This is a genomic window from Curtobacterium sp. SP.BCp (genome assembly GCF_051903255.1).
GTDB lineage: Bacteria > Actinomycetota > Actinomycetes > Actinomycetales > Microbacteriaceae > Curtobacterium.
Window position 1 is genome coordinate 1337049 of the sequence record NZ_CP194338.1, and the last position, 25642, is coordinate 1362690.

17 protein-coding genes and 1 pseudogene are annotated in these 25642 nt (G+C 70.2%); 14 read left to right on the forward strand and 4 right to left on the reverse strand.

Features of this window, described 5'->3' with window-relative positions; genetic code table 11:
- Positions 1-73: 73 nt before the first annotated feature.
- The 3 genes from ACRQ4C_RS06585 to ACRQ4C_RS06595 all read left to right on the forward strand — a co-directional run bounded on the left by ACRQ4C_RS06585 (position 74) and on the right by ACRQ4C_RS06595 (position 5485).
- Positions 74-1237: an ROK family transcriptional regulator gene (locus tag ACRQ4C_RS06585; RefSeq protein WP_439690554.1), complete on the forward strand. Its 1164-nt coding sequence runs from the start codon at positions 74-76 to the stop codon at positions 1235-1237.
- A gap of 73 nt (positions 1238-1310) precedes the next feature.
- Positions 1311-3329, forward strand: coding sequence for a beta-galactosidase (locus tag ACRQ4C_RS06590; RefSeq protein WP_439690555.1), 2019 nt, complete (start codon positions 1311-1313; stop codon positions 3327-3329).
- Positions 3326-5485: an alpha-galactosidase gene (locus ACRQ4C_RS06595; RefSeq protein WP_439690556.1), complete on the forward strand. Its 2160-nt coding sequence runs from the start codon at positions 3326-3328 to the stop codon at positions 5483-5485. Before ACRQ4C_RS06590 ends, ACRQ4C_RS06595 begins: the two co-directional genes overlap by 4 nt.
- A 59-nt stretch (positions 5486-5544) precedes the next feature.
- Here the strand turns inward: ACRQ4C_RS06595 and ACRQ4C_RS06600 are convergent, their stop codons facing one another.
- Complete coding sequence (locus ACRQ4C_RS06600) at positions 5545-8262, reverse strand: glycoside hydrolase family 2 protein (protein ID WP_439690557.1); 2718 nt, start codon at positions 8260-8262, stop codon at positions 5545-5547.
- A gap of 106 nt (positions 8263-8368) precedes the next feature.
- Between ACRQ4C_RS06600 and ACRQ4C_RS06605 the strand changes: the two genes are divergently transcribed.
- From ACRQ4C_RS06605 to ACRQ4C_RS06630, 6 genes are read left to right on the forward strand one after another with little or no spacing between them, the layout of a single operon-like run.
- Positions 8369-10057, forward strand: a complete 1689-nt coding sequence (locus tag ACRQ4C_RS06605; RefSeq protein WP_439690558.1) for an ABC transporter substrate-binding protein — start codon at positions 8369-8371, stop codon at positions 10055-10057.
- A gap of 29 nt (positions 10058-10086) precedes the next feature.
- Positions 10087-11076, forward strand: coding sequence for an ABC transporter permease (locus ACRQ4C_RS06610; RefSeq protein WP_439690559.1), 990 nt, complete (start codon positions 10087-10089; stop codon positions 11074-11076).
- Positions 11077-11088: 12 nt separating this feature from the next.
- Entirely contained in the window at positions 11089-12153 is a 1065-nt protein-coding gene (locus ACRQ4C_RS06615) for an ABC transporter permease (RefSeq protein WP_439690560.1), read from the forward strand.
- Complete coding sequence (locus ACRQ4C_RS06620; protein ID WP_439690561.1) at positions 12150-13028, forward strand: ABC transporter ATP-binding protein; 879 nt, start codon at positions 12150-12152, stop codon at positions 13026-13028. The genes ACRQ4C_RS06615 and ACRQ4C_RS06620 overlap by 4 nt, the downstream gene beginning before the upstream one ends.
- On the forward strand, positions 13025-13918 hold the full coding sequence (locus ACRQ4C_RS06625) for an ABC transporter ATP-binding protein (protein WP_439690562.1): 894 nt from the start codon (positions 13025-13027) through the stop codon (positions 13916-13918). The genes ACRQ4C_RS06620 and ACRQ4C_RS06625 overlap by 4 nt, the downstream gene beginning before the upstream one ends.
- Entirely contained in the window at positions 13915-16083 is a 2169-nt protein-coding gene (locus ACRQ4C_RS06630; RefSeq protein WP_439690563.1) for a glycoside hydrolase family 36 protein, read from the forward strand. The genes ACRQ4C_RS06625 and ACRQ4C_RS06630 overlap by 4 nt, the downstream gene beginning before the upstream one ends.
- Before the next feature lie 240 nt (positions 16084-16323).
- Here the strand turns inward: ACRQ4C_RS06630 and ACRQ4C_RS06635 are convergent, their stop codons facing one another.
- Complete coding sequence (locus ACRQ4C_RS06635) at positions 16324-16446, reverse strand: hypothetical protein (RefSeq protein WP_439690564.1); 123 nt, start codon at positions 16444-16446, stop codon at positions 16324-16326.
- Positions 16447-16590: 144 nt separating this feature from the next.
- Positions 16591-19056 carry an ATP-binding cassette domain-containing protein gene (locus ACRQ4C_RS06640; protein ID WP_439690565.1) on the reverse strand — a complete coding sequence of 822 codons (2466 nt, stop codon included), beginning with the start codon at positions 19054-19056 and terminating at the stop codon, positions 16591-16593.
- Positions 19057-19135: 79 nt separating this feature from the next.
- On the opposite strand from ACRQ4C_RS06640, the gene ACRQ4C_RS06645 reads away from it, so the two are divergent.
- Genes ACRQ4C_RS06645 through ACRQ4C_RS06655 form a run of 3 tightly spaced genes read left to right on the forward strand, consistent with a single transcriptional unit; the run spans position 19136 to position 21641 of the window.
- Entirely contained in the window at positions 19136-19438 is a 303-nt protein-coding gene (locus ACRQ4C_RS06645) for a hypothetical protein (RefSeq protein ID WP_439690566.1), read from the forward strand.
- Positions 19438-21171: an alpha/beta hydrolase gene (locus ACRQ4C_RS06650; protein WP_439690567.1), complete on the forward strand. Its 1734-nt coding sequence runs from the start codon at positions 19438-19440 to the stop codon at positions 21169-21171. Before ACRQ4C_RS06645 ends, ACRQ4C_RS06650 begins: the two co-directional genes overlap by 1 nt.
- The gene (locus ACRQ4C_RS06655; protein ID WP_439690568.1) at positions 21168-21641 is read left to right on the forward strand and encodes a hypothetical protein; all 474 of its coding nucleotides are present in this window, start codon (positions 21168-21170) and stop codon (positions 21639-21641) included. The genes ACRQ4C_RS06650 and ACRQ4C_RS06655 overlap by 4 nt, the downstream gene beginning before the upstream one ends.
- A 414-nt stretch (positions 21642-22055) precedes the next feature.
- Here the strand turns inward: ACRQ4C_RS06655 and ACRQ4C_RS06660 are convergent, their stop codons facing one another.
- Positions 22056-23228, reverse strand: coding sequence for a GTPase family protein (locus tag ACRQ4C_RS06660; protein ID WP_439690569.1), 1173 nt, complete (start codon positions 23226-23228; stop codon positions 22056-22058).
- Between the two features lie 247 nt (positions 23229-23475).
- Between ACRQ4C_RS06660 and ACRQ4C_RS06665 the strand changes: the two genes are divergently transcribed.
- Together ACRQ4C_RS06665 and ACRQ4C_RS06670 are read left to right on the forward strand one after the other, a co-directional pair.
- Positions 23476-24831: a winged helix-turn-helix domain-containing protein gene (locus tag ACRQ4C_RS06665; RefSeq protein ID WP_439690570.1), complete on the forward strand. Its 1356-nt coding sequence runs from the start codon at positions 23476-23478 to the stop codon at positions 24829-24831.
- A 12-nt stretch (positions 24832-24843) separates the two neighbouring features.
- Positions 24844-25614 (forward strand): annotated as a pseudogene (locus tag ACRQ4C_RS06670) (McrB family protein); the annotation flags it as partial.
- Positions 25615-25642 lie beyond the last annotated feature (28 nt).

Genomic DNA, 25642 nt, shown 5'->3' on the forward strand with positions numbered 1-25642 from the left:
CTGACCACCACGTGGTCAGGGGTTTTCTGCGTTTCCAGGGGCGTTATGATCGGCCGACGAACGAAGGGAACCGATGTCCGAGCAGCTCGATCGTGTGTCGATCGCTCCGTGGCCGGCGTGGCCGGTCCTGACGGATGCGACCCGGGCTGCGCTGCGCGAGATCCTCGTGCACGGTGTGCTCTCGCGTGCCGAGATCGCCCGGGCGCTCGGGCTCTCGCGGGCGAGCCTGACCCGGGCTGTCCGGACTCTGCAGGAGTACGGGTTCGTGGTCGAGGTCGGGACGGACGTCCGCGGCGCGACGGGTCGTCCGTCAGAGCTCCTGCGCGCGAGCGAGGGGGTGTGGGAGTTCCTCGGCGTGAAGCTCACGCAGGAGCGCGTGTACGCGGCCGTGACTGACCTCGCGGGCCGGGTGCTGGCCCTGCACGAAGAGGTCTTGCGCGATGCCTCACCGGATGCTGTCGTGGCTCAGGTGGGCGAGGTCGTCGACCAGCTGCGAGGAGCGTCGCCGGCGGTCTGCGCCCTGGGTGTTTCGGTCCCCGGTGACGTCGTCACGCGAGACGGCGTGACGCTCGTCGAAGTGTCGCAGTTCCTCGGCTGGCGGGACGTGCCCCTGTCGGACATGCTCGAGCGCCGGACGGGCTTGGTGACCTACACGGCGAACGACGTCGACGCGCTCACGGCGAAGGAACACTGGATCGGAGCTGGTGCTGGCGTCGACTCCATGGCGCTCGTGACGGTCGGTGCGGGCGTCGGGTTCGGTCTCGTGACGAACGGCGAGGTGTCCGAAGGGGCGCACGGTCGCTTCGGCCGCGTGGGGCACCTGCCCGTGTACGGCGGCGGGCCGGACTGCGGTGTGGGGCACGCGGGCTGCGTGTCGAGCTACCTGCCCAGTTCGATCGTGGCGCGGAACGCCGGGCACGAGGACGACGGGTACAACGTGGTGGTCGACCTGGCGCGCTCCGGCGACGAGCGGGCGTTGCAGGCACTCCGGGACGCCGGGACGGCCTTGGGCGTCCTGCTGTCCACCGTGGTGACGCTCGTCGACCCCGCTTCGATCGTGCTGACGGGTGACGGGCTGCCGGTGTACGACCTCGCGCGGTCCGAGGTGGACCAGGCGTTCCGGCAAGGTCTCCGTCCGTACGAGCCCGCCGTGACGATCGTCGTGCAGCCGTTCGAGTTCTCCGAGTGGGCTCGTGCGGCAGCCGTCCTGGCACTGCGCCGGCTCTTGCGATCCTGACTTAGTTACGCAAGTTGACAAACACCCTCGGCGAACGGGATGCTGGTCCGGTCCACTCGTCGAAGGAGATGTCGTGACCCGTGTTCGTTCCGCGCCCTGGCCCACCGAGGCCCTGTCGTTCGGCGGTGACTACAGCCCCGAGCAGTGGCCGCGACCGGTGTGGGACGAGGACGTCCGACTCATGCGCGAGGCCGGCGTGAACCTCGTCACCGTGGGCGTCTTCGCGTGGGGGTTGCTCGAGCGGTCACCGGGGGAGTACACCTGGGGCTGGCTCGACGACGTGTTCGACCTGCTGCACGAGAACGGCATCGCGGTGGACCTCGCAACGCCGACGGCGGCTCCGCCGAACTGGCTGCTCACCGCGCACCCGGACATCCTGCCCGTCGACGCGACGGAGCGCCGTGAGCGTCCGGGCGGCCGACTCGGGTGGTGCCCGGCATCCCCGGTGTTCCGCGAGCACGCGCTCCGGATCGCCGGGGCGATGGCCGAGCGGTACGGGAACCACCCCGCGGTCCGACTGTGGCACGTGAGCAACGAGCTCGGCGGCGGCAACGGTCGCTGCTACTGCGAGGTCTCCGCGGTGGACTTCCGTCGTTGGCTCCGTGCGCGCTACGACGACGACATCGACACCGCGAACGCCGTGTGGGGCACCGCTTTCTGGGGGCACACCTACACCTCGTTCGACGAGGTCTCCCCGCCGCGCGGCGTCGGCGGCGCGCCGAACCCGGGGCTCGCGTTCGACTTCGAGCGGTACTCGTCGGACGCCCTGCTCGCGCACTTCGACGCCGAGAAGGCCGTCATCGAGCAGCACTCCCGAGCGCCGATCACGACGAACTTCATGGTCGGTGCCGGCTCCCAGGTCGTGGACTACGCCGAGTGGGCCCGACACGTCGCGATCCCGGCGAACGACCACTACACGCTCGTCGACGACCCCGACCGTGCCGAGGACCTCGCCGTATCGGCCGACCGGATGCGGGGGATCACCCGCGACGGCGGTCCGTGGCTGCTCATGGAGCACTCCACGGGTGGTCCGAGCTGGCAGCAGCGGAACCGCGCGAAGGAACCGGGCGAGATGCTCCGGAACTCGCTCGCCCACGTCGCACGCGGGTCGGACGGGGCCCTCTTCTTCCAGTGGCGTGCCTCGACCGCCGGTGCCGAGCAGTTCCACTCCGCGATGGTCCCGCACGCCGGCACACGCGGCCGGGTCTGGCGCGAGGTCTGCGCTCTCGGAGGAGCACTCCGGGCACTCGCGCCGGTGCAGGGAGCTCCCGTCGAGGCGGCACGGGTCGCGATCGTCGTGGACGAGGCGTCCGGCTGGGCGCTGCAGGCCGGGCTGAAGCCCCATCGTGGCCTCCGCTACGGACACGAGCTGCGCGCCTGGCACCTTGCGTTCTGGCGCCGCCAGGTCCTGACCGACGTCGTTCCGGTCGATTCCGACCTGTCCGGCTACGACGTGGTGGTGCTCCCCACGCTGTTCGTCGTGGACGACGCGGCAGCGGCACGCATCAGCGCGGTCGTGGCCGGCGGCGCGACACTCCTCGTGACGTACGCCTCGGGCATCGTGGACGAGACCGCGCGGGTCCGGACCGGCGGGTACCCGGGGGCGTTCCGCGACGTCCTCGGCGTGTGGGCGGAGGAGTTCACCCCGCTGCAGCGCGACGAACGGATCCTGCTCGATGACGGGTCGGTCGTCACCGACTGGGCGGAGGACGTCGTCGTCGAGGACGCCGACGTGGTCATCCGTCACGTCGACGGACCGCTCGCGGGCCGACCCGCGGTGACGCGGCGCGCCGCCGGAGGCGGCGCCTGGTACGTCTCGGCGATGCTCGACGCGGACGGCGTGCAACGGATCGTGGACCGGATCGTCGAGGAGCGAGCGATCGCGCGGACGGTCATCGCGCCTCCAGGCCTGGAGGCTGTGCGTCGCGTCCGGCAGGACGGTACCGGGATCCTGTTCCTGCTGAACCACCGCACCGACGACGTCGACCTGTCGGCTGCCGGGACGGACCTGCTCGACGGCTCGACGCACGGTCCGACGACGGTCGTGCCGGCCGGCGGTGTCCGTGTGCTCCTCGAGGAGGCGTCGGCATGACCGTTGTGGACGGCGAGGCGCAGGCCGCCGTGCCGGCGGTGGCGAGGCGCGTGCACACGGTGCGCAGAGCGGGGGTCGGGGTCGTCGTCGCGACCCGCGTCGACGGACTGCCGGAGGTGCTGCACTGGGGGCGTGACGTCGGCCCGGTGGTGCCGGAGGACGCGGACGACTTCGTGCTCGCGCTCGCCCGGGCGGTGTCGCCGAGTGCGTTCGACGTGCCGTGGCCGCTGACGATCCTGCCCACCGAGCAGGACGGGTGGGAGGGCCGCCCCGCCGTGTCCGGACAGGTCGGCGGCCGTCCGCTCGTGCCGGTTTGGCGCGACGTGCACGTGCACGGGGACGAGCAGCGACTCGTGGTCGACGCCGTGTCGGACGAGGTGTCGCTGCGCAGCGAGTTCGAACTCGACGACGCCGGGGTCCTCCGCGTGCGACACGCCCTGACGAACAGCGGCACGGTCGACGTCGAGGTGCAGGCGCTCGAAGCCGTCCTGCCGGTGGGGGAGCGGGCTGCGGAGGTGCTCGATCTCGCCGGACGGTGGACCCGCGAGCGGACCCCGCAGCGACGGGCGATGACCGACGGGGTGCACGTGCGGGAGAGCCGGCGGGGGCGGACCGGGCACGATGCCCCGACCCTGACGGTGCTCGGCACGCCCGGGTTCGACGACCACTCCGGCGAGCTGTGGGCCGTCCACCTGGCGTGGAGCGCGGACTCGGTGCACCGGTACGACCAGCTCGCCGAGGCTCGTCCCGTGCTCGGCGCGGGCGAACTCCTGCGCGCTGGGGAGCTCGCGCTCCGCCCGGGCGAGATGTTCACCACGCCCGACACGGTGTTCGTCTGGAGCGACGCCGGGCTCGACGGCGTCTCCGCACGCCTGCACGACTCGCTCCGCGCGCGATCGGGGCACCCGCGGACCCCGAGGCCCGTGGTGCTCAACACCTGGGAGGCGGTCTACTACCGGCAGGAGCTCGAACCCCTGCTCGCCCTGGCGCGGGTGGCGGCGGACGTCGGGGTCGAACGGTTCGTGCTCGACGACGGTTGGTTCACCGGGCGTCGCTCGGACACCACCGCGCTCGGCGACTGGACCGTCGACGCCGAGGTGTGGCCGGACGGACTCGGCCCGCTCGTCGCCGGGGTCCGCGCGCTCGGCATGGACTTCGGCCTGTGGTTCGAGCCGGAGACCGTGAGCCTGGAGTCCGAACTCGCGCGTTCGCACCCGGAGTGGTTCCTGCAGGTCCCCGAGCACACGCGCACCTGGCGGCACGAGTACGTGCTCGACCTGGCACGAGCGGACGTCCGCGACCACCTGCTCGACCGGATGTCGGCGATCATCGAGGACCTGCACGTCGACTTCGTGAAGTGGGACCAGAACCGCGACGTCGTGCAGACCGTGCACGCCGGACGGGTCGGACTCGACGCCCACACGCGGGGCGCCTACGCGGTGATGGACGAGCTGCGTCGCCGACACCCCTGGCTCGAGATCGAGGCGTGCGCGTCCGGCGGTGCACGCGTGGACCTCGGCGTGCTCGATCGCACCGATCGGGTGTGGGCGTCGGACTCGAACGACGCGATGGAACGGCTGCCGATCCAGCGCTGGACCGAGCTGCTGCTGCCGCTCGAGCTGATCGGGTCCCACGTCGGCCCCGAGGTGTCGCACACCACCGGGCGGCACCTCGACCTGGACTTCCGGATGGCGGTGTCGCTCTTCGGCAGCGCCGGCATCGAGACCGACGTCACCCGCTGCAGCCCGGCGGAGCACGACCGACTGCGGGAGTGGACCGCGCTCTACAAGCGGGAGCGCGGGCTGTTGCACTCCGGGCGACTGCGCCACCTCGATCTCGGTGACCCCGGGCTCGCGGCGACCGTGGTGGTCGCGGTCGACCGGGCACGCGCCCTCGTGCGGGTCGCCCGGACCGTGACGGGTCCGCGGTCGCTGGCCGTGCCGCTGCGCCTCGGCGGACTCGACCGGGAGCGGCGGTACCGCGTCGCCCCGGTGACCGGGTTGCGGGTGCCGAAGGGCGTCGACGTGACGCGGATCCCGTGGATCGAGCGGGGGAGCGTGGAGCTCTCGGGTGCCGTGCTCGAGGACGTGGGCGTCCGGGTGCCGTCGTTGGCGCCGGGGACCGCGATCGTGCTCGAGGTGCAGGCGATCCACTGAACCCACCCCGGAGCGGACGACGCCCGGCACCCGCAGCGCGGGTGTCGGGTGCCGTCGTCTCAGTGCAGCAGGTCGCCCGCGTGCCGCAGCACGAACGGCCCGGTCAGCGCCGCGGGGTCGATGCCCGCCGCCCGGGTGACCTCGAACACCGTCACCTCGCCCGGCAGCAGCGACACCAGCCCCTGGTCGACCCGGGCCCGGGCATCCTCCCGGTCCGGGAAGAGCGCGAGGTCCCGGACGTACGCCGTGGCCGTCACCTCGACCCTGGCGCCGTCAGCAGTCGCCGTCGCCGTCGCCGTGAAGGGCCGACGCTCCAGCCGCTGGTCGACGACCTCGGCGAAGTCGTGCACGCGGTGCCCCGACGCCGACCCGGTGACCACGAGCACCTCGACCGCGGCATCGTGCGGGCGGGCGACCTCGGCGGGGAGCGTGATCCGGGCCGCATCGGCCGGAGCCACGGTGACCGAAGCCGCCACGCTCGCGAGCACGGTGCCGTCGAACGAGCGGCGCTCGACCACGACCTCATCGGTGACGGCCGACCCGCTCGCGTTCACGACCACGACGTCGAGCCCGGCCGCGGCCCGTGCAGCGGCAGCCGCGGCGACCTCGGCGGCCGGAGCCCACGGGTGCGGCGTCGGCACGGGCGTCGGCTGCACGGTCGCGAGGACCGGCCGGTACGCCTCGCGCACCGCGTACCAGACCGGTTTCCGGTGCCCTGCGTGGTCGACGAGCGCCCACGACACCACGGGCCAGTCGTCGTTCAGCTGCCAGACCACCATGCCGGTGTTGTCCGGCGTGTTCGAGCGGAACCACTCCATGCCGAACCTGATCGCGTGCGCCTGGTTGAGCTGCGCCGCCCAGTGCCAGTCCTCGATCGAGGTCGGCGCGGGCAGGTGTCCCCGCATCCCGTCGGCGAGCTTCCGGTTGCCCTCGTGGGCCTTCTGGTGGACGAGCATCTCGTGCCCGTCCGGGTCGAGCGGCTCGTCGTGCACCACCGCGGTCAGGGTCGACCACGCAGGCGGGCCCTGGAAGCCGAACTCGGCGACGAACCGGGGCGTCCAGTCCGCGTAGGCGGTGTAGTCCTTCGCGTTCCAGACGTCCCAGATGTGCACGCTGCCGTTGCGCTCGTCGTTCGGCTGCAGGTACTCGTCGAACGAGAACGGACTGCCCGGCGTGTAGGGACGGGTCGGGTCGAGCTCCGCGACGATCGAGGGCAGCAGCGAACGGTAGTAGCCGTTGCCCCACGTGCGCCCGACGAGCGAGGGCCGCCACCCCCACTCGGCGTAGGCGACGAGGTTCTCGTTGTTGCCGTTCCACACCACGAGCGACGGGTGCGGGCTGAGGCGGGTGACGGCCTCGCGGACCTCGGGCTCGACCTCGGACGCGAGCCACGGCTCCTCGGCGTAGGCGGCGCACGCGAACAGGAAGTCCTGCCACACCAGCACGCCGAGCTCGTCGCACCGGTCGTACAGGTCGTCGGACTCGTAGATCCCGCCGCCCCAGATCCGGAGCAGGTTGACGTTCGCCTCGACGGCGTCGTCGATCCGCTCGGCGTACCGCTCCGGCGTCATCTCGGTCAGGTACGCGTGGTCGGGGATCCAGTTCGCGCCGCGCACGATGACGGGCTGGTCGTTGACCTTCAAGAGGAACGGCGCACCACCGGCATCGGCCGCGGTCTCGAGGGCGACGGTCCGGAACCCCACGCGGCCGGTCCAGACGTCGTCGCCGACCTCGACGCGGACGTCGTACAGGGGCTGCTCGCCGTGGCCGCGGGGCCACCAGACGGCGACCTCCGGAACCTCGAGGCGGACGACGGCGGTGTCGTCGATGACGGGGCGCGCGCCGGTGACGGTCGTCGGGTCAGTCGGGTCCGTGGTGGACGAGCGGACGGGAGGCGCGGTGCCGGCCCCGACGCCCGTCCCGTCCGCCGCGGTGCCGGTGGGGGACGCGTTCTGGGCGGGAGGACCGCTCGGGGCGACGTGCGGGGCCAGGGTCACCCGCGCCTCCAGGCCCGCTGAACCGACCGTCCCCGCGACCGGAGCTGATCCGATGTGCTGGGTGAACGCGCCGGTGACGCCCGCGTGCTCGACCTCGACGTGCGTCGTCAGGACACCCGTGGAACCGTCGACGTCGACGAGGGGGCGGACCGCGGCGATGCGGACGCCGCTCCAGGACTCGATGCCGATCGACTTCCAGATGCCGCTCGTCGCGACGTCGACACCCCAGTCCCACCCGAAGTTCGACGCGTTCTTGCGGAGCGCGTTGTACGGGTGGTGGTTGACGTGCGGGAGTTCCCCGCCGTGCAGCTCCGACAGCCGGACGGCCGCGGGGACGGGCGCGTCGAAGGTGATCACGAGCTCGTTCGTGCCCGGCCGGAGCAGGTGCCCGACGGGGAACCGGTAGGACCGGTGCTGGTTGGCGGCCGTCCCGGCGACGATGCCGTTCAGGGTGACGGTCGCGAGGGTGTCGAGGCCGTCGGCGACGAGGTCGTGACGGCGTGTGCTCGTCGCGCTCGCCGCATCGGTGTCGGTGTCGGTGCCGGCCTCGGCGCCCGGCCACTCGAAGGTGCGGCGGTACCGCCACACCGTGTCGCCGATCCACTGCGTCGCCGCCTCTCCGTCGCCGTCGAACGGGTCGGGGATCCGGCCGGCCCGGAGCAGGTCGGTGTGGACGCACCCGGGCACCACCGCCGGGAGCGGATCGCGGTGCCCGTCGGCCTCCGGCGGACCCGCCACCGCTTCGAGGGTCCAGTGGCCGTCCAGTGTCGTGCGCTCCATCGCGCCTCCTCACGTCGTCGTGCAAGCTCTTGACCGGGTTAGTTTAGCCGTGTAACAATCACCGTCAACGACCAGGCCTGCGACGGAGCAGACCGAGAGGACAACGATGTCACCACACACCCGTTCCCGACGGCTCGCCATCGCGGCCGCGGCCATCCTCACCACCGCCGGACTCGCCCTCACCGGCTGCAGCTCCAGCGGCACCGCGGCGTCGTCGGACTCCGCGTCGACCCTGATCGCGTACACCGGTCAGTCCGGCGACTACCAGATCAACTACAACCCGTGGTCCCCGTCGAACATCGGCGGCGTCGGGACGATCTACGAGAGCCTCTTCTTCATCACCAACGTGAACACGGAGGACCCCAAGCCGCTGCTCGGCAAGAGCTACGAGTGGAACGGCGACGGCACGCAACTGACCATCACGCTCCGCGACGGCGCGAAGTGGAGCGACGGCGAACCCTTCTCGTCGAAGGACGTCGTCTTCACGCTCGACATGCTCAAGAAGAACAAGGCACTCAACTCGATCGGCTACGACGGAACCGCGAAGGCCGAGGGCGACTCGAAGGTCGTCATCACCTTCGCCAAGCCGTCGTTCGTGCTCGGCCCGAACCTGCTCGGCAAGACCTGGATCGTCCCGGAGCACCTCTGGAAGGACATGGACCCGACCACCGACGTCGTGCGGAAGCCCGTCGGCACGGGGCCGTACACGCTCGGCACCTTCAAGGCGCAGGCGTTCACCCTCGAGGCGAACAAGGACTACTGGGGCGGTGCCCCCGCCGTGAAGACGATCCGCTACCTGTCCCTCTCCGGCAACACCGCCGGCGCCGACGCGCTCTCGCAGGGGTCGATCGACTGGCAGACCGGACCCGTCCCGAACATGGACGACATCCCCGGCAACTACCAGGGCTACGACGGCATCACGATCGGCCAGAACCAGATGGCCCTGCTGACCTGCTCGTCGACCGCGCTCGGCTGCTCCGGCCCGCAGACCGACCCGGCCGTCCGGCACGCGATCGCCGACGCGATCAACCGCAAGCAGCTGAACTCGTTGGCGTTCTCGAACACCGCGAGCGAGATCTCTCCGACGTTCGCGCTGACGACGACCCAGAAGGACATGATCTCGAAGGACGTCTCGCCGGCCGTGATGCCGTCCGGGGCCGACACCGACGCCGCCGACGCCACGCTCGAGGAGGCCGGCTACGCCAAGGGTGCCGACGGGATCTACGCGAAGGACGGCAAGAAGCTGTCCCTCACGGTCGAGGTCGTCACCGGGTGGACCGACTACATCACCGCGATCGACACCATGACGCAGCAGCTCAAGGCCGCGGGCATCGAGCTCAAGGCACAGCAGTCGTCGTGGAACGAGTGGACCGACAAGAAGACCAAGGGCACGTACCAGCTGGCGATCGACTCGCTCGGCCAGGGTCCGACGGCGAACCCGTACTACCTCTACAACAACTACTACTCGACCGCGAACACCGCGAAGGTCGGCGAAGCGGCCCCGATGAACATCGCCCGCTACAGCAACCCCGAGGTCGACGCCGCGCTCACGAAGCTCGCGACGATCAACCCGGACGACACCGCGGCGACCCAGCCCGAACTCGACACGATCCAGCAGCACGTCGTCGAGGACATGCCGTACATCCCGATCATGACCGGCGGCACGACGAGTGAGTTCCACGCCGCGAAGTTCACGGGCTGGCCGACGAAGGACGACCTCTACGCCTTCCCGGCGGTCTGGGCGAGCCCGGACAACGCCGAGATCTTCAAGGCGCTCAAGCCAGCCAAGGGCTGAGACGAGGACGGCGACCGAGGAGCACTCGTATGCACTACTTCCTGCGCAAGATCGGCTTCTACATCGTGGCCCTGTGGGCGGCGCTGACGCTGAACTTCATCATCCCCAGGCTCCTGCCCGGCAACCCGGTGGACATCCTGCTCGCCAAGCTCCAGCAGCGCGGCGGGCAGGTGACCCCGGCGACCCGGCAGGCGTACGAGCTGCTCCTCGGTGGCAACACCTCGGAACCGATCATCATCCAGTACTTCGCGTACCTGGGCAACGTGTTCCGCGGTGACCTCGGGGTGTCGGTCAGCTACTTCCCGGCACCCGTGACCGAGGTCATCGGGAGCTCCCTGCCGTGGACGATCGCCCTCGTCGGCATCGCCACCGTGCTCGCCGCCGTCATCGGGGTCGCCCTCGGCGCCTTCGTCGGCTGGCGACCAGGCACCTGGCTCGACTCGTTCGTGCCGGCCACCACCCTGCTCGCGGCGGTGCCGTACTTCTGGCTCGCGCTCATCCTGGTGTACTTCTTCGCCACGGGCCTGCACCTCTTCCCGGCCCAGGGCGGCTACGACGTGGTGCTCACGCCGGGTTTCAACGGCGAGTTCATCATGTCGGCGCTCAAGTACGGCGTGCTCCCGGCGGCGACGATCGTGCTCGCCTCGCTCGGCGGCTGGCTGCTCGGCATGCGGAACATGATGGTGTCCACGCTGTCCGAGGACTACATCACCACGGCGCTCGCGAAGGGCCTGTCGCACGGCAAGGTCCTGCGCAACTACGCCGCCCGCAACGCCGTGCTGCCGTCGGTCGCCGGGTTCGCGATCTCCCTCGGGTTCATCGTGTCCGGGTCGGTCGTCACCGAGCAGGTGTTCTCCTACCCGGGCATCGGGTCGAAGCTCCTGTCCGCGGTGACGAACAACGACTACGCGCTCATGCAGGGCATCTTCCTGTTCATCACCCTCGCGGTGCTCGGCGCGAACCTCGTCGTCGACCTGCTGTACGGGCTCATCGATCCCCGCACCCGGGCCCGGAGCTAGGAGGCCACGACCATGACGAACATCCAAGAGGACACCGAACCCACCATCGGCGAGCTCGTCGAGGAGGCCGACGGCGGCTCGACCCGCAGCATCGCGACGGCCCGAGCCGTCCGGCCGAAGGGCGGTCTCCGGCGCTTCCTGCCCACCCTCACGCCGTGGCTCGTCACGGGCATCGTGCTCATCGTCGGCGTCGCGCTGTTCGGGCTGCTCGGCCCGCTGCTCGTCGGTGACCCGAGTGCGATCCGTGACTCCGGCATGCAGCCGCCGAGCGCCGACAACCTGCTCGGGACGACGCAGACCGGGCAGGACGTCCTGGCCCAGCTCGCCTTCGCCACCAGGGGGAGCCTGCAGATCGGCCTGATCGTCGGGGTCCTCGCGACCGTGCTGTCGGCGTTCTTCGGCATCCTCGGCGCCTACCTCGGCGGGATCATGGACGAGGCGTTCTCGCTCTTCTCGAACGTCTTCCTCGTGATCCCGGGTCTGCCGCTCGTCATCGTCATCTCCGGGCTGGTGCCGCAGGAGGCCCGAGGGCTCTGGACCATCGCCATCGTCCTGGCGATCACGTCGTGGGCTGGATCCGCCCGGGTCCTCCGCGCACAGACGATGTCGATCCGGAACCGCGACTACGTGTCGGCCGCCCGGGTCGCCGGGGAACGACCGTGGCGGGTCATCGCGGTCGAGATCCTGCCGAACCTGCTGCCGGTGCTCGCATCGCAGTTCGTGTTCGCCGTCATCGCCGCGATCCTCGGCGAGGCAGGCCTGTCCTTCCTCGGCCTCGGCGCCTCGAACTCGTCGACGCTCGGCACCATGCTCTTCTACGCCCAGAACGGGTTCGCCCTCGCCCAGGGCGCCTGGTGGTGGTTCGTGCCGCCGGGTCTGCTCATCGCACTGCTCGGCATGGGCCTGTCGCTCGTCAACTTCTCGATCGACGAGGTCATCAACCCGCGACTCGCCAACGTGCGTGCGCAGCGTCGTCGCGAACGTCGCGCCCGTCGCGCGGCCCGCCGCTCGTCCGGCCCTGGAGGCGCGGCTCGCCCCGCCGGCACCGCCACCGACACGAAGGGGGTCACCCGATGACCCGGGACGCCGTCCTCACCATCGACCACCTCGACGTCGTCTACGAGACCGAGAACCCGGTGCACGCCGTCAAGGACGTCTCGCTGACACTCGCGCCCGGCGAGATCCTCGGACTCGCGGGGGAGTCGGGTTGCGGCAAGACGACCCTGGCCTACGCCATCACCCGGCTGCACAAGCCGCCGGCGAAGGTCACGTCCGGCAGCATCACGTTCCACGACCGTGACGGGAGCGACGTGGACCTGCTCGGCCTCGGCGACGAGCAGCTCCGAGCCGTCCGGTGGTCGAAGCTGTCGATGGTGTTCCAGGGGGCGATGAACGCGCTCAACCCGGTCACCACCATCCGGGCGCAGCTCGACGACGCGCTCGTGGAGCACCGCCGGGGCCTTCCTCGGAAGGAGCGCCGGGCGATCGCGGAGGACGCCCTCCGCCGCGTCGGCGTCGATCCATCACGCATCACGGCGTACCCGCACGAACTCTCCGGTGGCATGCGACAGCGTGTGATGATCGCGATGGCGATGCTCCTCGAACCGCAGGTCATGATCATGGACGAGCCGACCACGGCCCTCGACGTCGTCGTGCAGCGGGAGATCCTGCGCGAGATCGTCCGGCTGCGCGACGAGCTCGGCTTCGCCGTCGTGTTCATCACGCACGACCTGCCGCTGCTGCTCGAGATCAGCGACCGGATCGCGATCATGCTCCGCGGCGAGGTCGTCGAGTGCGCCGCCGCGTCGTCGATCCAGCACGACCCGCAGCACCCGTACACGCAGCGCCTGCTGCAGTCGTTCCCGAGCCTGTCCGGGGCGCGTGGGGACTTCATCCGAACGGGAGCCGGCATCGGCGGCCCGGACATCGACACCTCGGAGGTCGTCCGATGACCAGCGTGACCGTCAGCCGCCTCGGCAAGGACTTCCACACGCGGAAGGGACTGCGTCGCACCACCCTGCGGGCCGTGGACGACGTGTCGTTCGAGCTCCTGCCCGGCCGCACCGTCGCCCTCGTCGGAGAGTCCGGCTCGGGCAAGTCCACCATCGCCCGGATGCTCGCGAAGCTCGAGAGCACCACCCGCGGCTCGGTCGACGTCCGGCTCGACGACGGCACCCCGGTCGTCGGCAGCCTGTACCGCCGGCACGTGCAGATGGTGTTCCAGGACCCGTTCGCGTCCCTCAACCCGTTCCACTCCATCGAGCACCACATCGCCCGGCCGCTCCAGCTGCACCAGCGCACACGGGGCGCCGCGCAGACCGCCGAGCGGGTGCGTGAACTCCTCGACCGCGTCAACCTCGACGAGGACTTCGCCCAGCGCCGCCCCCACGAGCTCTCCGGTGGGCAGCGGCAGCGCGTCGCGATCGCCCGCGCGCTGGCTCCGGGTGCCCAGGTGCTCATCGCGGACGAGCCCGTGTCGATGCTCGACGTGTCGATCCGGCTCAGCGTGCTCAACCTGATGGGCAGGCTGCAGCGCGAGGACCAGCTCGCCGTGCTCTACATCACCCACGACCTCGCCACCGCTCGACACTTCTCGGACGAGATCCTCGTGCTGTACCGCGGCCGGGTCGTCGAGCGCGGGCCCTCGGACGACGTCATCCTCAACCCGCAGCACGACTACACCCGGCTGCTCGCCGACGCCGCTCCCGACCCGGAGCGCACCGACCGTCGGGTGACCTCGGGGCCGGCGCTCGACCGCTCCACGATCGACAACAGCACCTGCTACGACCACGGCATCGGCGCGTGGGTGTCGAGCGACCCGGCACCGGTCGGAGCACGGTGAGCAGGAGCTTCGTCGACTGGGAGACGGCGGGGTTCCGCGCCCGCTTCCGGATCGGCCCGGACGCGCCGGTCGCGCTGGTCTCGTTCGTTCCGGCCGGTGCTGCGCTCGCCGACGGCCCGGAGGACGCGCAGCCCCTCGTCGAGCTCACCACCATCGGCCACGGGCGGTTCCCCGGCGGGTTCCGGCACGTGGACTCCACCATCGGCGCCCGGCTCCGGTACGTGTCGCACGACCACGACCGCGCCCCCGTGTCCGCGGGTGGGACCGGATCAGGACCCGTGGACGCAGGCGCGGCGGTGGAGGCCACCGACCTGTGGTTCCGGATCGTGCAGGAGGACACGGCCACGCGCCTCCAGGTCGTGTCGGTGTTCCTGGCGCGGGAGGGCGTCCCCGCGTTCCAGACGTGGACCGAGGTGTCGGCGGCGGAGGGAGAGCACGTCGTTGACTTCGTCTCGTCCGTCGCGACCGGGGCGTTCCTGATCGACTCCGGCGCGACCGTCGACGAGCTGGCGTTGACGCACGCCGAGAACGATTGGGCCGCCGAGAGCCGCTGGCGCACCGATCCGCTGCGGTCGATCGGTCTCGCCCGGATCGACCGTGAAGCCCAGCACCACCCGCCGCGCAGCCGCGCCGTCGTGCAGAACCGCGGCTCCTGGTCGACCGGCGAGGCGCTGCCGATCGGTGTGGTGCACTCGTCGTCGTCCGCGGACGGCGCGTACGCGCTCGTGTGGCAGGTCGAGCACAACGGGCCGTGGCTGTACGAGCTGGGGGAGACGCGCCGACACGCGTACCTGGTGCTCAGCGGACCGACCGACCAGGAGCACCAGTGGACCGCGGTCGTCGCTCCCGGGCAGCCGTTCACCTCGGTGCCGGTGTCCGTCGGGATCGCCCGGTCGACCGACGACGCCTTCGGAGTGCTGACCCGGCAGCGTCGAGCACGTCGCGCGCTGCGGCCGGCCGACGCCGCGATGCCGCTCGTCTTCAACGACTACATGAACACGCTCATGGGCGACCCGACGACCGAGAAGCTGCTGCCGCTCATCGACGCTGCCGCCGACGCCGGAGCGGACCTGTTCTGCATCGACGCGGGCTGGTACGCCGAGGGGCACTGGTGGGACACCGTCGGCGCGTGGGAGCCCGCGGCGTCGCGGTTCCCGAACGGGCTCGGGTCCGTCATCGACCACATCCGGTCGCGCGGGATGCAAGCCGGGCTCTGGCTCGAGCCCGAGGTGATCGGCGTCAACTCGCCCCTGGCGTCCTCGTTGCCCGCATCGGCGTTCGTGCACCATCGCGGCGTGCGGGTCGCGGAACACGGACGGCACCTGCTCGACCTGCGCTCGCCGGACGCCCGGGCGCACCTCGACGCCGTCGTGGACCGGCTCGTCGGGAGCCTCGGCGTGACGTTCTTCAAGATGGACGACAACACGATGACGGGGCCGTTCGACGGACAGCTCGAGCACCAGCGTGCGCTGCTCGACTGGCTCGACGACGTGCAGGCCCGGTACCCGGAGCTGCTCATCGAGAACTGCGCTTCGGGGGCGATGCGCGCCGACTTCGCGATGCTGTCACGCTTGCACATGCAGTCGACGTCGGACCAGCAAGACCCGGTGCTGTACGCCTCGATCGCGGTGGCGGCCCCGGCGGCGATGCTGCCCGAGCAGGCGGGCAACTGGGCGTACCCGGCGCCGTCGATGTCCGACGACCTGTTCGAGCTCTCCTTGGTGAACGGGGTGCTCGGACGGATGTACCTGTCGGGGTACCTCGGTTCGATGTCGTCCGCGCAGCGGGAGGTCGTAGGATCGGCGATCGCCGCGCATCGCGCAGTGCTCGACGTCATCGGGTCCTCGGTACCGGTCTGGCCGCTCGGGCTCCCGGCGTGGGAGGACACCTGGGTCGCGCTCGGCCTGGCCGTGCCGGACGGGGACCTGTTCCTCTCGGTGTGGGCGTTGCCGGGAGCGCCGTCGTCGGTGTCGGTGCCGCTGCCGGCGCTCGCGTCGTCCGCGCGGGGGTCGGTGTCGGTGTCGCCCGTGTTCCCGGTCGGACTCGGGGCCTGGGGAGTCTCGTGGGACGCCGCCGCCGGGGTGCTGCACGTCGACCACGGCGGGACGACCCCGACGGCGCGCGTGTTCCGCATCCGGTCGGGAGGGGTCGGCGCGGCGCAGTGACCGGGACGTGCGCTGGATGGCAGCCGGCGCGCGTTCTGCGGACGGGAGGCGCGGTGCGGGCAGGCGCCGCGCCTTCCGTCTGGTGGAGCTGGGCTGGGCCCGTTGCGCGGTGCGGACGGGATCGTGCGGTCGCCGGGACCGTCACTGGTTCACGATCCCGGGGGATCGTGAACCAGGACGGTCACGCGCTCAGGGCAGGGGGCCGTGCTCCATCGCGGGTCACGGCACGGTTGCGGTCGATCACGCCGAGCGTCTCGAGCACGTGCCGCGGGCGATCGTGAAGGACACGTCGTCGACAGCGCGCTTGCCGGTGGCGTACTGCTTCTCGAGGTGGCTGACCTCGATGGCTGGGGTGTCGGACATGGGTCCAGCCTGACGCGCCGTGCAGCCCGGCGGTTCGACCGGTCCGGTGGACCGGCATCCTCCGATCGGAGGATGCGGTTGGTGAGAACGGTCGGACGGGAGGCGCGGGGCGGACTGGTGCCGTGCCTCCCGTCCGGCCCGTGGTCAGGACCCGATGGCGGACCGCAGGAAGGGTGCTGTCCTGCTGTCGGCTGACGCGGCGACCTGGGCCGGCGTGCCGGCCGCGACGACGCGGCCGCCGTCGCCGCCCCCGGCCGGCCCCATGTCGACGACGTGGTCCGCCTGTGCGACCACCGACATGACGTGCTCGACCACGACGACCGTGTTGCCGGCGTCGGTGAGCTGCTGCAGCTGCGTCGTCAGGAGTTCGACGTCCGCGGGGTGCAGGCCGGTCGACGGCTCGTCGAGCAGGTACAGCGTGTGGCCCGAGCGTGCACGCTGGAGTTCCGTGGCGAGCTTGATGCGCTGGGCCTCGCCGCCGGAGAGTTCCGGCGCGGGCTGGCCGAGCCGGAGGTAGCCGAGGCCGACGCTCCGGAGAGCGGTGAGCGCGCGGGCCGCCGCCGGGAGGTCGGCGAGTGCGTCCGCCGCTTCGTCCACGGTCATGCCGAGGACATCGGCGATGGACGAACCCTCGCGGCGGACCTCGAGCGTCTCGGCGTTGTAGCGCGCACCGTGGCACTCCGGGCACGGCGCCCAGCTGCCGGGGAGGAAGAGGAGCTCGACGGAGACGGAGCCCTCGCCCTGGCAGACCTCGCAGCGGCCGCCCTCGACGTTGAAGGAGAACCTCCCGGCGGTCCAGCCGCGCTCCTTCGCGTCCGACGTGGCCGCGAACGCCTGGCGGACGGCGTCGAACATGCCCGTGTAGGTCGCGAGGTTCGAGCGCGGTGTGCGGCCGATCGGATTCTGGTCGACCTCGACGACGCGGGTGATGAGCGGGTGCTGGGCTGCGACGGCGGGGAGCACCCCGCCGACGAGGGAGGACTTGCCCGAGCCGGACACGCCGGTGACGGCGGTCATGACGCCGAGGGGCAGATCGAGGTCGAGGTGGTCGAGGTTGTGGAGGGTCGCGTCGCGGATCTCGAGGGTGCCGACCGGCTCGCGCTGGTGGCGGACCGGGCGGTCTCCTGACGGCTGGAGGTAGCGGCGGGTGACGCTCTCCTCGACCTCCGCGAGTCCCTCCGGTGGTCCGCTGTAGAGCACGCGACCACCGCCCGAACCCGCGCCGGGGCCGACGTCGACGATCCAGTCCGCACCTCGGACGATGTCCATGTCGTGCTCGACCACGAAGACGCTGTTGCCGCCGGCGCGGAGGTCGTCGAGCACCCGCGCGAGCGACTCCGTGTCCGCCGGGTGGAGGCCCGCGCTCGGCTCGTCGAGGACGTAGACCACGCCGAAGAGCCCTGAGCGGAGCTGTGTCGCGATGCGGAGGCGCTGCGTCTCGCCGGGGGAGAGCGTCGGGGTCGCCCGGTCCAGCCCGAGGTAGCCGAGTCCGAGGTCGATGAGCACGTTGATGCGGCTGCTGAGGTCGCGTGCGATCGATCGCGCCACCTCGGACCGCTCGCCCGAGGTCACCGTGCTCTGCGCCGGGGTCGGGTCGGTCAGCTCGGCGGCCGGCCGGAGCACCTCCACGAGTTCGGTCAGCGGGAGCGCGTTGAACTCGGCGATGCTCAATCCACCGAACGTCACCGCGAGGGCCGCGCGCGTCAGCCCCGAGCCGCCGCAGAGCTGGCACGGCCCGGACTCCACGAAGCGCAGGGCCTTGTTCCGCTGCGTCTCGCTCTGCGAGTCCGCGAGGGTGTGCAGCGTGTACTGCCGGGCGCTCCAGAAGCGGCCCTTGTAGGGCTTCGCCACGCGGTCGCGCTTCGGGTGCACCTCGACGACCGGCTGCTCCTCGGTGAAGAGCAGCCAGTCGCGGTCAGCCCTCGGCAGGTCCTTCCACGGCCGATCGATGTCGTAGCCGAGGACCGCCGTCACGTCGCGCAGGTTCTTGCCCTGCCAGGCACCCGGCCAGGCGGTGATCGCCCCCTCGCGGATGGACAGCGCGGGGTCGTGGACCGCCGAGGCCTCCGTCACCTCGTGCGCGGTGCCGAGGCCGTGGCAGCGTGGGCACGCTCCCGCGACGGTGTTCGGCGAGAACGAGTCCGAGTAGAGCTGCGTCGCGCCCTCGGGGTAGGTGCCGGCGCGCGAGTAGAGCATCCGGACCGAGTTGCTCAGTGTCGTCAGCGTGCCCACCGTCGACCGTGAGCTCGGGGCGCCTCGACGCTGCTGCAGGGCGACAGCCGGGGGCAGGCCCGTGATCTCGTCGACGTGCGGTGTGCTGCCCTGTGCGATCAACCGTCGGGCGTACGGGGCGACGGACTCGAGGAAGCGGCGCTGGGCCTCGGCGAAGACCGTCCCGAACGCGAGGCTCGACTTGCCCGAGCCGGAGATGCCCGTGAAGGCGACGATGCGGTCGCGGGGGATGTCGACGTCCACGTCGCGGAGGTTGTGCTCGCGGGCGCCGCGAACGCGGATGAAGCCGTCGGGGGCTGTCGTGCTGTCGGCGGGCGGCGCGGTGCTGGCGGTGGGCGGCGCGCTGCTGGCGGCGGGCTGGTCGTGCGGGGCGGGCATTCGTTCGAGCGTAGGCGGGGTGGCTGGACGGCCGGGCCGCACGCTCGGATCTGATATCTTGCAGTACAGTGGTCGAGGTGTGACGAAGGCAACAGGGGGAACGATGGCGGATCTTCGGGTCTCGTACAGCACGCTCGACGGGGTGCACGATGCGCTCGGCACGGCGACGAGGACGTTCGAGGACGCCGAGGTACCTGCGGACGGGGGCGCATTCGGGGCCGACGACGTGACGCAGGCGTTCGCGACGTTCCGGACGGCGCAGCAGCGCTCGACCGAGTGGCTCGCCGACGTCAGTCGAACGCTCGCGCAGTACGCGCACGACACGCAATCGTCTGTCCGGAACGCCGACGAGGACCTCGCCGTGAAAGCTGGACGTCAGTGATGTCGGCCGACCCGTTCGCCGGAGACCCCGGCGCCGTCGGGAAGCTGTCGGCCGCGTTGACTGACCACCAGGACGACATCCGCCGCGGCACCACGAAGGTCGCCCGTACCGCCGACGACGCGGACGACTGGACCGGTGCGGCGAAGGACCGCTTCGCCGCCACCGTGAGCACGATGCCGCCCGCCGGCCAGCGCATGATCGGCCGTCTCGACGCCGCGATCGACGTGCTCGACACCTACGCCGACGCCGTACAGCAGATCCAGGACGAAGCCGAGCGGATCCGGGCGATGCAGCTCACGAACGCGGAGGACGCCGCCGCGAACGTCGTCGCGCTGACCGCGGCGAACACGGTCGCGTCGGGGAAGGACGCCACCGAGGCCGACGACCGGCAGGCTCGACTGCTGCAGTCCGACGCGGACGACCTCGCCGCCACAGCCTCGCGGCTGCAGGGGGAGTGGGACGCGCTCGTCGAACGACGGGCGGCCGCCGACCGAGCAGCGGCGTCAGGGTTGTCCGACTCGGACGTCCTCGGTGTCGCGCCCTCGTACGCGGGCTCGCTCGGTGCGATGAGCAACGCGGAGTTTCTCGCAGCCGTCGCCGGCATGCCGCCCGAGGTCCTCGCGGCGCAGAGCCGGTCGGTCGCCGACCGTCTCGCTGGGATGCCGGCCGAAACCGTCCAGGCCTGGTGGGACGGCCTCGGTGGTCGGGGCACCGCCGGGCAGCACTCGGCGGCGCAGGACGCGTTGATCACGGCGCTGCCGGCGGTGGTCGGGAACCTCGGCGGGGTGCCGTACTGGGCGCGGGACCAGGCGAACCGGTTGGCGGCGCAGCGGGCGTACGCGCAGGCGGAGGACGCGCTGCGGAACGCACGGGACCGGTACGCGAAGTCGGTCGGGACCGCCGCGCAACGAGCAGCTGGTCACGCCCTCGGGGACGCGCTGGAACGGCGGGACCAGCTCGAGAACTTCGCCGCCGGAGCACGCACGATGCTGCCCCTGGACGAGTCGACGCCGCGGCAGATGGTGACGTTCCACGACGGCCAACCACCACTGGGTGCGTTCTCCGTCGGTGACCTCGACACCGCCGACGGCGTCAGCTTCGTCGTGCCGGGGATGGGATCGTCGCTCGCGGACACGACACAGTACTTGCGGGCCGCCGGGAACGTGGTCTTCACACAGCAGCAGGCCGGGGCCGAGAACACCGCGGTGGTGTCGTGGCTCGGGTACGAAGCGCCGCCGAACGCCGCGACGACCGGCAACACCGACGTGTTCGGCGAGTCGTACGCCGAGCGCGGCGCGCCGAAGCTCGCGGAGGACCTCCGAGGCTTCCACGCGACACGCCCCGACGCGCAGCTCGACGTCGTCGCGCACTCGTACGGTTCGACCATGGCCGCCATCGCGCTCCACGACAACCCCGACCTCGGAGTGCACTCGTTCACCACCCTCGGGTCGGCGGGGATCCCGCGGGACATCCCGAACGCCGCAGCGACCCACGCGGAGCACATGTACGCCGCGCAGGCCGCCGAGAAGGGTGACGTCGCCTTCATCGGTCGCAAGTACAGCAAGCGGCTCGACCCGGCCGACGGGTTCGACGGAGCAAGACGGATCGCTGCGTCCGGCAAGCACGGCGTGAACATCCACGGCTTGCTGGCAGGGCCGGGGACGAACGATCGCGGGTACCTCGACCTCGGTACCCCGACGCTCGCAAGCGTGGCGAAGGCAACGACGCCGTGAGCAGGCAGCAGCGCAACGTGCTCGTCGTTACGACGGCGAGCCTCATCATCGTCGGCCTGACGGCCTGTGCAGGAGGGACCCAGTCGATGCAGACCGCAAAGGACGCTCAGAACCACGCAGTCCAGTTTCTCCGTGAGAGCGAGCAGATCGTTGACGTGCAGTGGCCCGAGACGCCGGACCCCGTCGCGGAGCGGTGCGACGGCGGCGTCCGCTTCCAGCACACCGCCATCGTCAAGAGCGACAACGACGCGAAGGTCAACGCACGAGCATTGGCGTCGTTCTGGAAGTCCAAGGGGCTTTCGGTCTCACCGTCCGAGACGGACTTCGGCAGCGACGGCAACCGGCTGTACTCGGCCACAGCCGACCGGGACAGCGGTCCTCGGGCCGCGTACCAGATCAGTGCGACGTCCCTCGTGGTCCAGGTGACGTCCGCCTGCGCCGAAGGTTCGCTCGACGACTACGACGAGTGACGCTGATGATGCGTTCGGGCGCGGTGCTCCTTGCCGCGGTCGTCGTGACGGTTCGATACTGAAGGGGCGCATGAGCGGCTCGAGGCAGGTGGGTCGCGGGGCGGTTCGTGTTGACGTGGTGAGGTGCCGGCGTGGTGAAAGTTCGACAAGGCGTGCACCCGAGGAAAGAGAAGATGTACCTTCACGATGCAATCCGGGAAGTGCTGCAACAGCGAGGCGCTCCAATGAGTAGTAGCGCGATCGCCCAGGCAATTAATGCTGCGGAGCCCTACTCACGAGCAGACGGGCACCCGCTCGAAGCGTCCCAGGTAAGCGCCCGTGTCAGCAACTACGGTCGCCTGTTTGAGCGGACGGCAGACGGCGCTATCGAGCTCCGGCCCTGGAATGGTGAGTCCAGCTCTTAAGCCTGATGACCTACCCCTTCTTGGGGCGTCCCCCTTGCTGCGTCACCAAGTGTCTGATGACGCTGATCACGGTGGGACTGTAATCGCGCCACGCGTCATCGATCTTCGAGAGGTCTACCTTGCCGGTGTGGACCTGCTCGCAAAGGCGAAGCCATCCCTCACCAGCCGCGAGAGTGAGCGCAGCGGCCACTGACGCGTTGACGACACTCCCGACGCCCGGGATCAACTTGATGAAACTGCGTGCGAGAGCACGACCAGCGAGCTGAGCGCTCATCTGTGCTGCCGCTGAGACGGACATCATCGTCTTGAAGTCGAGATCGTAGATCGCGGAAACTCGTCCCATCATGGCGAGCTGAATCGGCGCCAAGGTAACTGCGTCAGCTACCGGGATCGGAACCGCAGCCGCAGCTGCAGCGCCTGTTGAAGCCGCCGCGATGACAGAGCGAGCCATCTGGCGCTTCCAGGGAAGGTTGAGTCGTTGAGCGACGCGAAATGCATCCTTCGCATCGTCTGGCGACAGTTCGAGGGTCTGCGTGAGGAGATCACCGAGTCCGTGACCCGGCCCTTTCCCGTTCTTTGTTTGGGTTGACGTCAGAACGACGCCCTGCAGGGGGATGTCGACTGGCCTCCCGTCCGAATCGACCGGCTCATCCAGCCAGTCCTTGAAAGCCTGTACGCCGTGTGGCGGTTTGAAGGATCCCGCGATGGTCCGGTCCCAGTCCACTTTGGTGAGGACGAGCATCACGGGCAAGCCGGCGCCATCCAGCTCTCGGATCATGTCGATGTCGGCGCGTGTCAGTCGATCTGAGGTGGAGTTCACGCAGAACCAGACGACAGCGATCTGTTCTTCGTTTGGCCTCTGCGCGACAATGCGAAGGTGCTGCCGCAGCAAAGCAGCGGGTGACGCCGTCGAACCGATCTCGAACCCCTCGAAGTCCCAGATCCCGAGAGTGTCGTCGGAGTAGTAGTGGACACCCTCAGTGACGGGAAGGCCTTTGCCGACCTTCGCGAGGTCCCGGCCGAAGACCGCGTTGACCAGTGAGGACTTGCCGACACCCGTGCCACCGACCACCGCAAGGTTGAAGCGCCCGTACTTCACCTTCGCTTTCGCATTGGCCTCGAAGAACGGGCTGTCGTCGATCGACGGGTCATCGTCGAGTTGTTCGCCCTGCGTTTCGGTCATCGTGCGTCGACCCTCCATCTGTCGCGGCACCTCGTGCGAGGAGTCTTTGCGCTTCCACATCAATCTAGCGCCGCGCCATCACGGATCGAGCGGCTCACGGGCCAGTTGACTCATCTTCGGCGGGAGTTGCGGGATGGCGCACTTGTGGGGGAGCGGCCTGCTTCCTCGCAGAGCAACAACCTCAGTGGTCCCATAGCATTTGGAAGGTGAGGACCCCTCCCGATGGTCCCCAGATCAGGAGGTGTCCGTGTCGGATCAGCGACTGCAGGACGAGCGGCTGGTAGCGGCGCTTCGCTTCCTCGTCGACCATCCGGGGCCAGTGCGCCGGCGCGAGGTGTGGGATGCGATCGTCGCCGACCTTCCTATGAGTGCCAGCGAGGCGACGTTCGTGTCGTCGAGGCCCGAGCCGCGCGGACGGAACGCGTTCTGGTTCGGCACATCGATGCTCGGCCGCGCGGGCTTCCTGCAGAAGTCGGGTGATGGTCTGTGGACGATCACTGACGAAGGCCGTCGCGTCGTCGAGGAAGCCCCTGATCCCGCGGAGTTCCGAAGAGAAGCCACCCGCTCCGCGCGTGAGGTCACCAAGACGCTGATGGCTGACCGCGCAGCTCGACTGGGTGTCGCGATCCTGCCGCCGGACGTCGGGGCGGAGCGCGTCCGAGAGGCGTCCGGGCGGTTCCGAGAACGCGGTCTTCGCCAGCTGGGCTCGGTATTCGCCGAGCATCGCTCCGTCTGGCGCACGGACGTCACGACGGAGCTGATCCGTTGCTTCGTCGACCGGGCGGACGTGGCGGGAGAGAGCTTCCTCGACAAGCTCCGTGAACAGTTCGCGGACGCGAGCGATGATGCACGCCTGCTCATGGCCGAATTGGTTGCTTGGCAACTTTTGCCTTTGCAGACCCCGGGGGAGCGGAAGAAGCGGGAACGTGTCGAGGCGCTGCTGAGCCTGATGCACGAGCGAGTCGTGATCCCGGCTGAGGTCGACCAGGCCTTCCGCTCGTGGTCGTTCAATCCGGGCCAGGGGATGGCGCAGGGGGTATTCAATGCGCTCTCGATCGTGGTGCGGCTCGTCGACCAGTGGGTCTCGCTCACGGATGACGAACGAGAAGCGCTCCTCGACGATCCCTGGGCGTGGCGCGACTTCGTTGCCGCAGTCCCGGGCACATCGTTCCCCACACTGCGCAACGAGCTCATGTACCTGGTGCACCCGGACTCCTTCGGTGAGGTCATCTCCGCGGTCGATCGCGAGCGGATCAGATCGGCGTTCCGTGGTGAGGTCGCCGGTGACGTCGACGCCATCGAGGTGACCGACGACCCCGATCGCGAGTTCCTCGAAATCACGCTGGCTCTCCAAACGAAGGACAACGGGCCGGCGGTGTTCTACCGTGAGCCGTTGAGATCGAGGTGGTCAGGCGAGCCCGATCCTGTCCACGTGCTGGACCGCGACGTGCAGGAGCCACAGCCGATCGACCCTTCTCTGAAGGAAGCGCGAACCTCGTTCACGCCGGCGGATGGCGATCTTGCCTCCGCCATGCACATGCCCAAACGCTGGCTCCAGGACACCCTCAACCTCATCGAGCGCCGCAAGCAGGTCATCCTCTAAGGCCCTCCCGGCACCGGCAAGACGTTCCTCGCGCAGGCGCTATCGAAGCACGTGACGGACGGCACCGACGGCGAGACGACGATTGTGCAGTTCCACCCGACGTACTCGTACGAGGACTTCTTCGAGGGCTTCCGCCCGGTCGCCAACGACGACAGCGGGAACCTCGCCTTCAGCCTGCGGAAGGGGCCACTCCGGCGCCTCGCCGACAGCGCCGCCGCCAACCCCGAGGCGAACTACTTCCTGGTGATCGACGAGATCAACCGGGGCAACATCGCGAAGGTGTTCGGCGAGCTGTACTTCCTCCTCGAGTACCGCGACAGCGAGATCTCGCTGCTCTACAGCGACGAGCCGTTCACCCTGCCGAGCAACATCTTCGTCATCGGCACGATGAACACCGCCGACCGCTCGATCGCGATGCTCGACGCCGCCATGCGGCGCCGCTTCGCGTTCATCGAGCTGCACCCGGAGCGCAACCCCGTCCGCGACGTGCTGGCCGGCTGGGCGGCGACCAAGGGCCTCCAGGATGACCGCGCAGAGCTGCTGACGCGACTCAACGTGGCCATCGCCGACCACGATGCCAAGGTGGGTCCGTCGTTCCTGATGCGCGACCTCGATGCGGACGGTCTGGCGGACGTGTGGCGGTACGAGATCCTGCCGCTCCTCGCGGAGCACCACTACGGCGACGGCGTCGACCTGGAGGCCCGGTACGGCCTGGCAGCGCTACGTCGCCAAGCGACGCCTTCCGTCGCGGACGGGGCCGAAGGTGTTGCCTTCGCGGATTGAGTTGCGGGAGGCGGACCAGCCGACGCTG

Coding starts and splice junctions, on each gene's coding strand:
- ACRQ4C_RS06620 (WP_439690561.1), top strand. CDS start 12,150: ATGACCCGGGACGCCGTCCTCACCATCGACCACCTCGACGTCGTCTAC.
- ACRQ4C_RS06640 (WP_439690565.1), bottom strand. CDS start 19,056: ATGCCCGCCCCGCACGACCAGCCCGCCGCCAGCAGCGCGCCGCCCACC.
- ACRQ4C_RS06595 (WP_439690556.1), top strand. CDS start 3,326: ATGACCGTTGTGGACGGCGAGGCGCAGGCCGCCGTGCCGGCGGTGGCG.
- ACRQ4C_RS06605 (WP_439690558.1), top strand. CDS start 8,369: ATGTCACCACACACCCGTTCCCGACGGCTCGCCATCGCGGCCGCGGCC.
- ACRQ4C_RS06600 (WP_439690557.1), bottom strand. CDS start 8,262: ATGGAGCGCACGACACTGGACGGCCACTGGACCCTCGAAGCGGTGGCG.
- ACRQ4C_RS06635 (WP_439690564.1), bottom strand. CDS start 16,446: ATGTCCGACACCCCAGCCATCGAGGTCAGCCACCTCGAGAAGCAGTAC.
- ACRQ4C_RS06650 (WP_439690567.1), top strand. CDS start 19,438: ATGTCGGCCGACCCGTTCGCCGGAGACCCCGGCGCCGTCGGGAAGCTG.
- ACRQ4C_RS06615 (WP_439690560.1), top strand. CDS start 11,089: ATGACGAACATCCAAGAGGACACCGAACCCACCATCGGCGAGCTCGTC.
- ACRQ4C_RS06660 (WP_439690569.1), bottom strand. CDS start 23,228: ATGACCGAAACGCAGGGCGAACAACTCGACGATGACCCGTCGATCGAC.
- ACRQ4C_RS06625 (WP_439690562.1), top strand. CDS start 13,025: ATGACCAGCGTGACCGTCAGCCGCCTCGGCAAGGACTTCCACACGCGG.
- ACRQ4C_RS06585 (WP_439690554.1), top strand. CDS start 74: ATGTCCGAGCAGCTCGATCGTGTGTCGATCGCTCCGTGGCCGGCGTGG.
- ACRQ4C_RS06610 (WP_439690559.1), top strand. CDS start 10,087: ATGCACTACTTCCTGCGCAAGATCGGCTTCTACATCGTGGCCCTGTGG.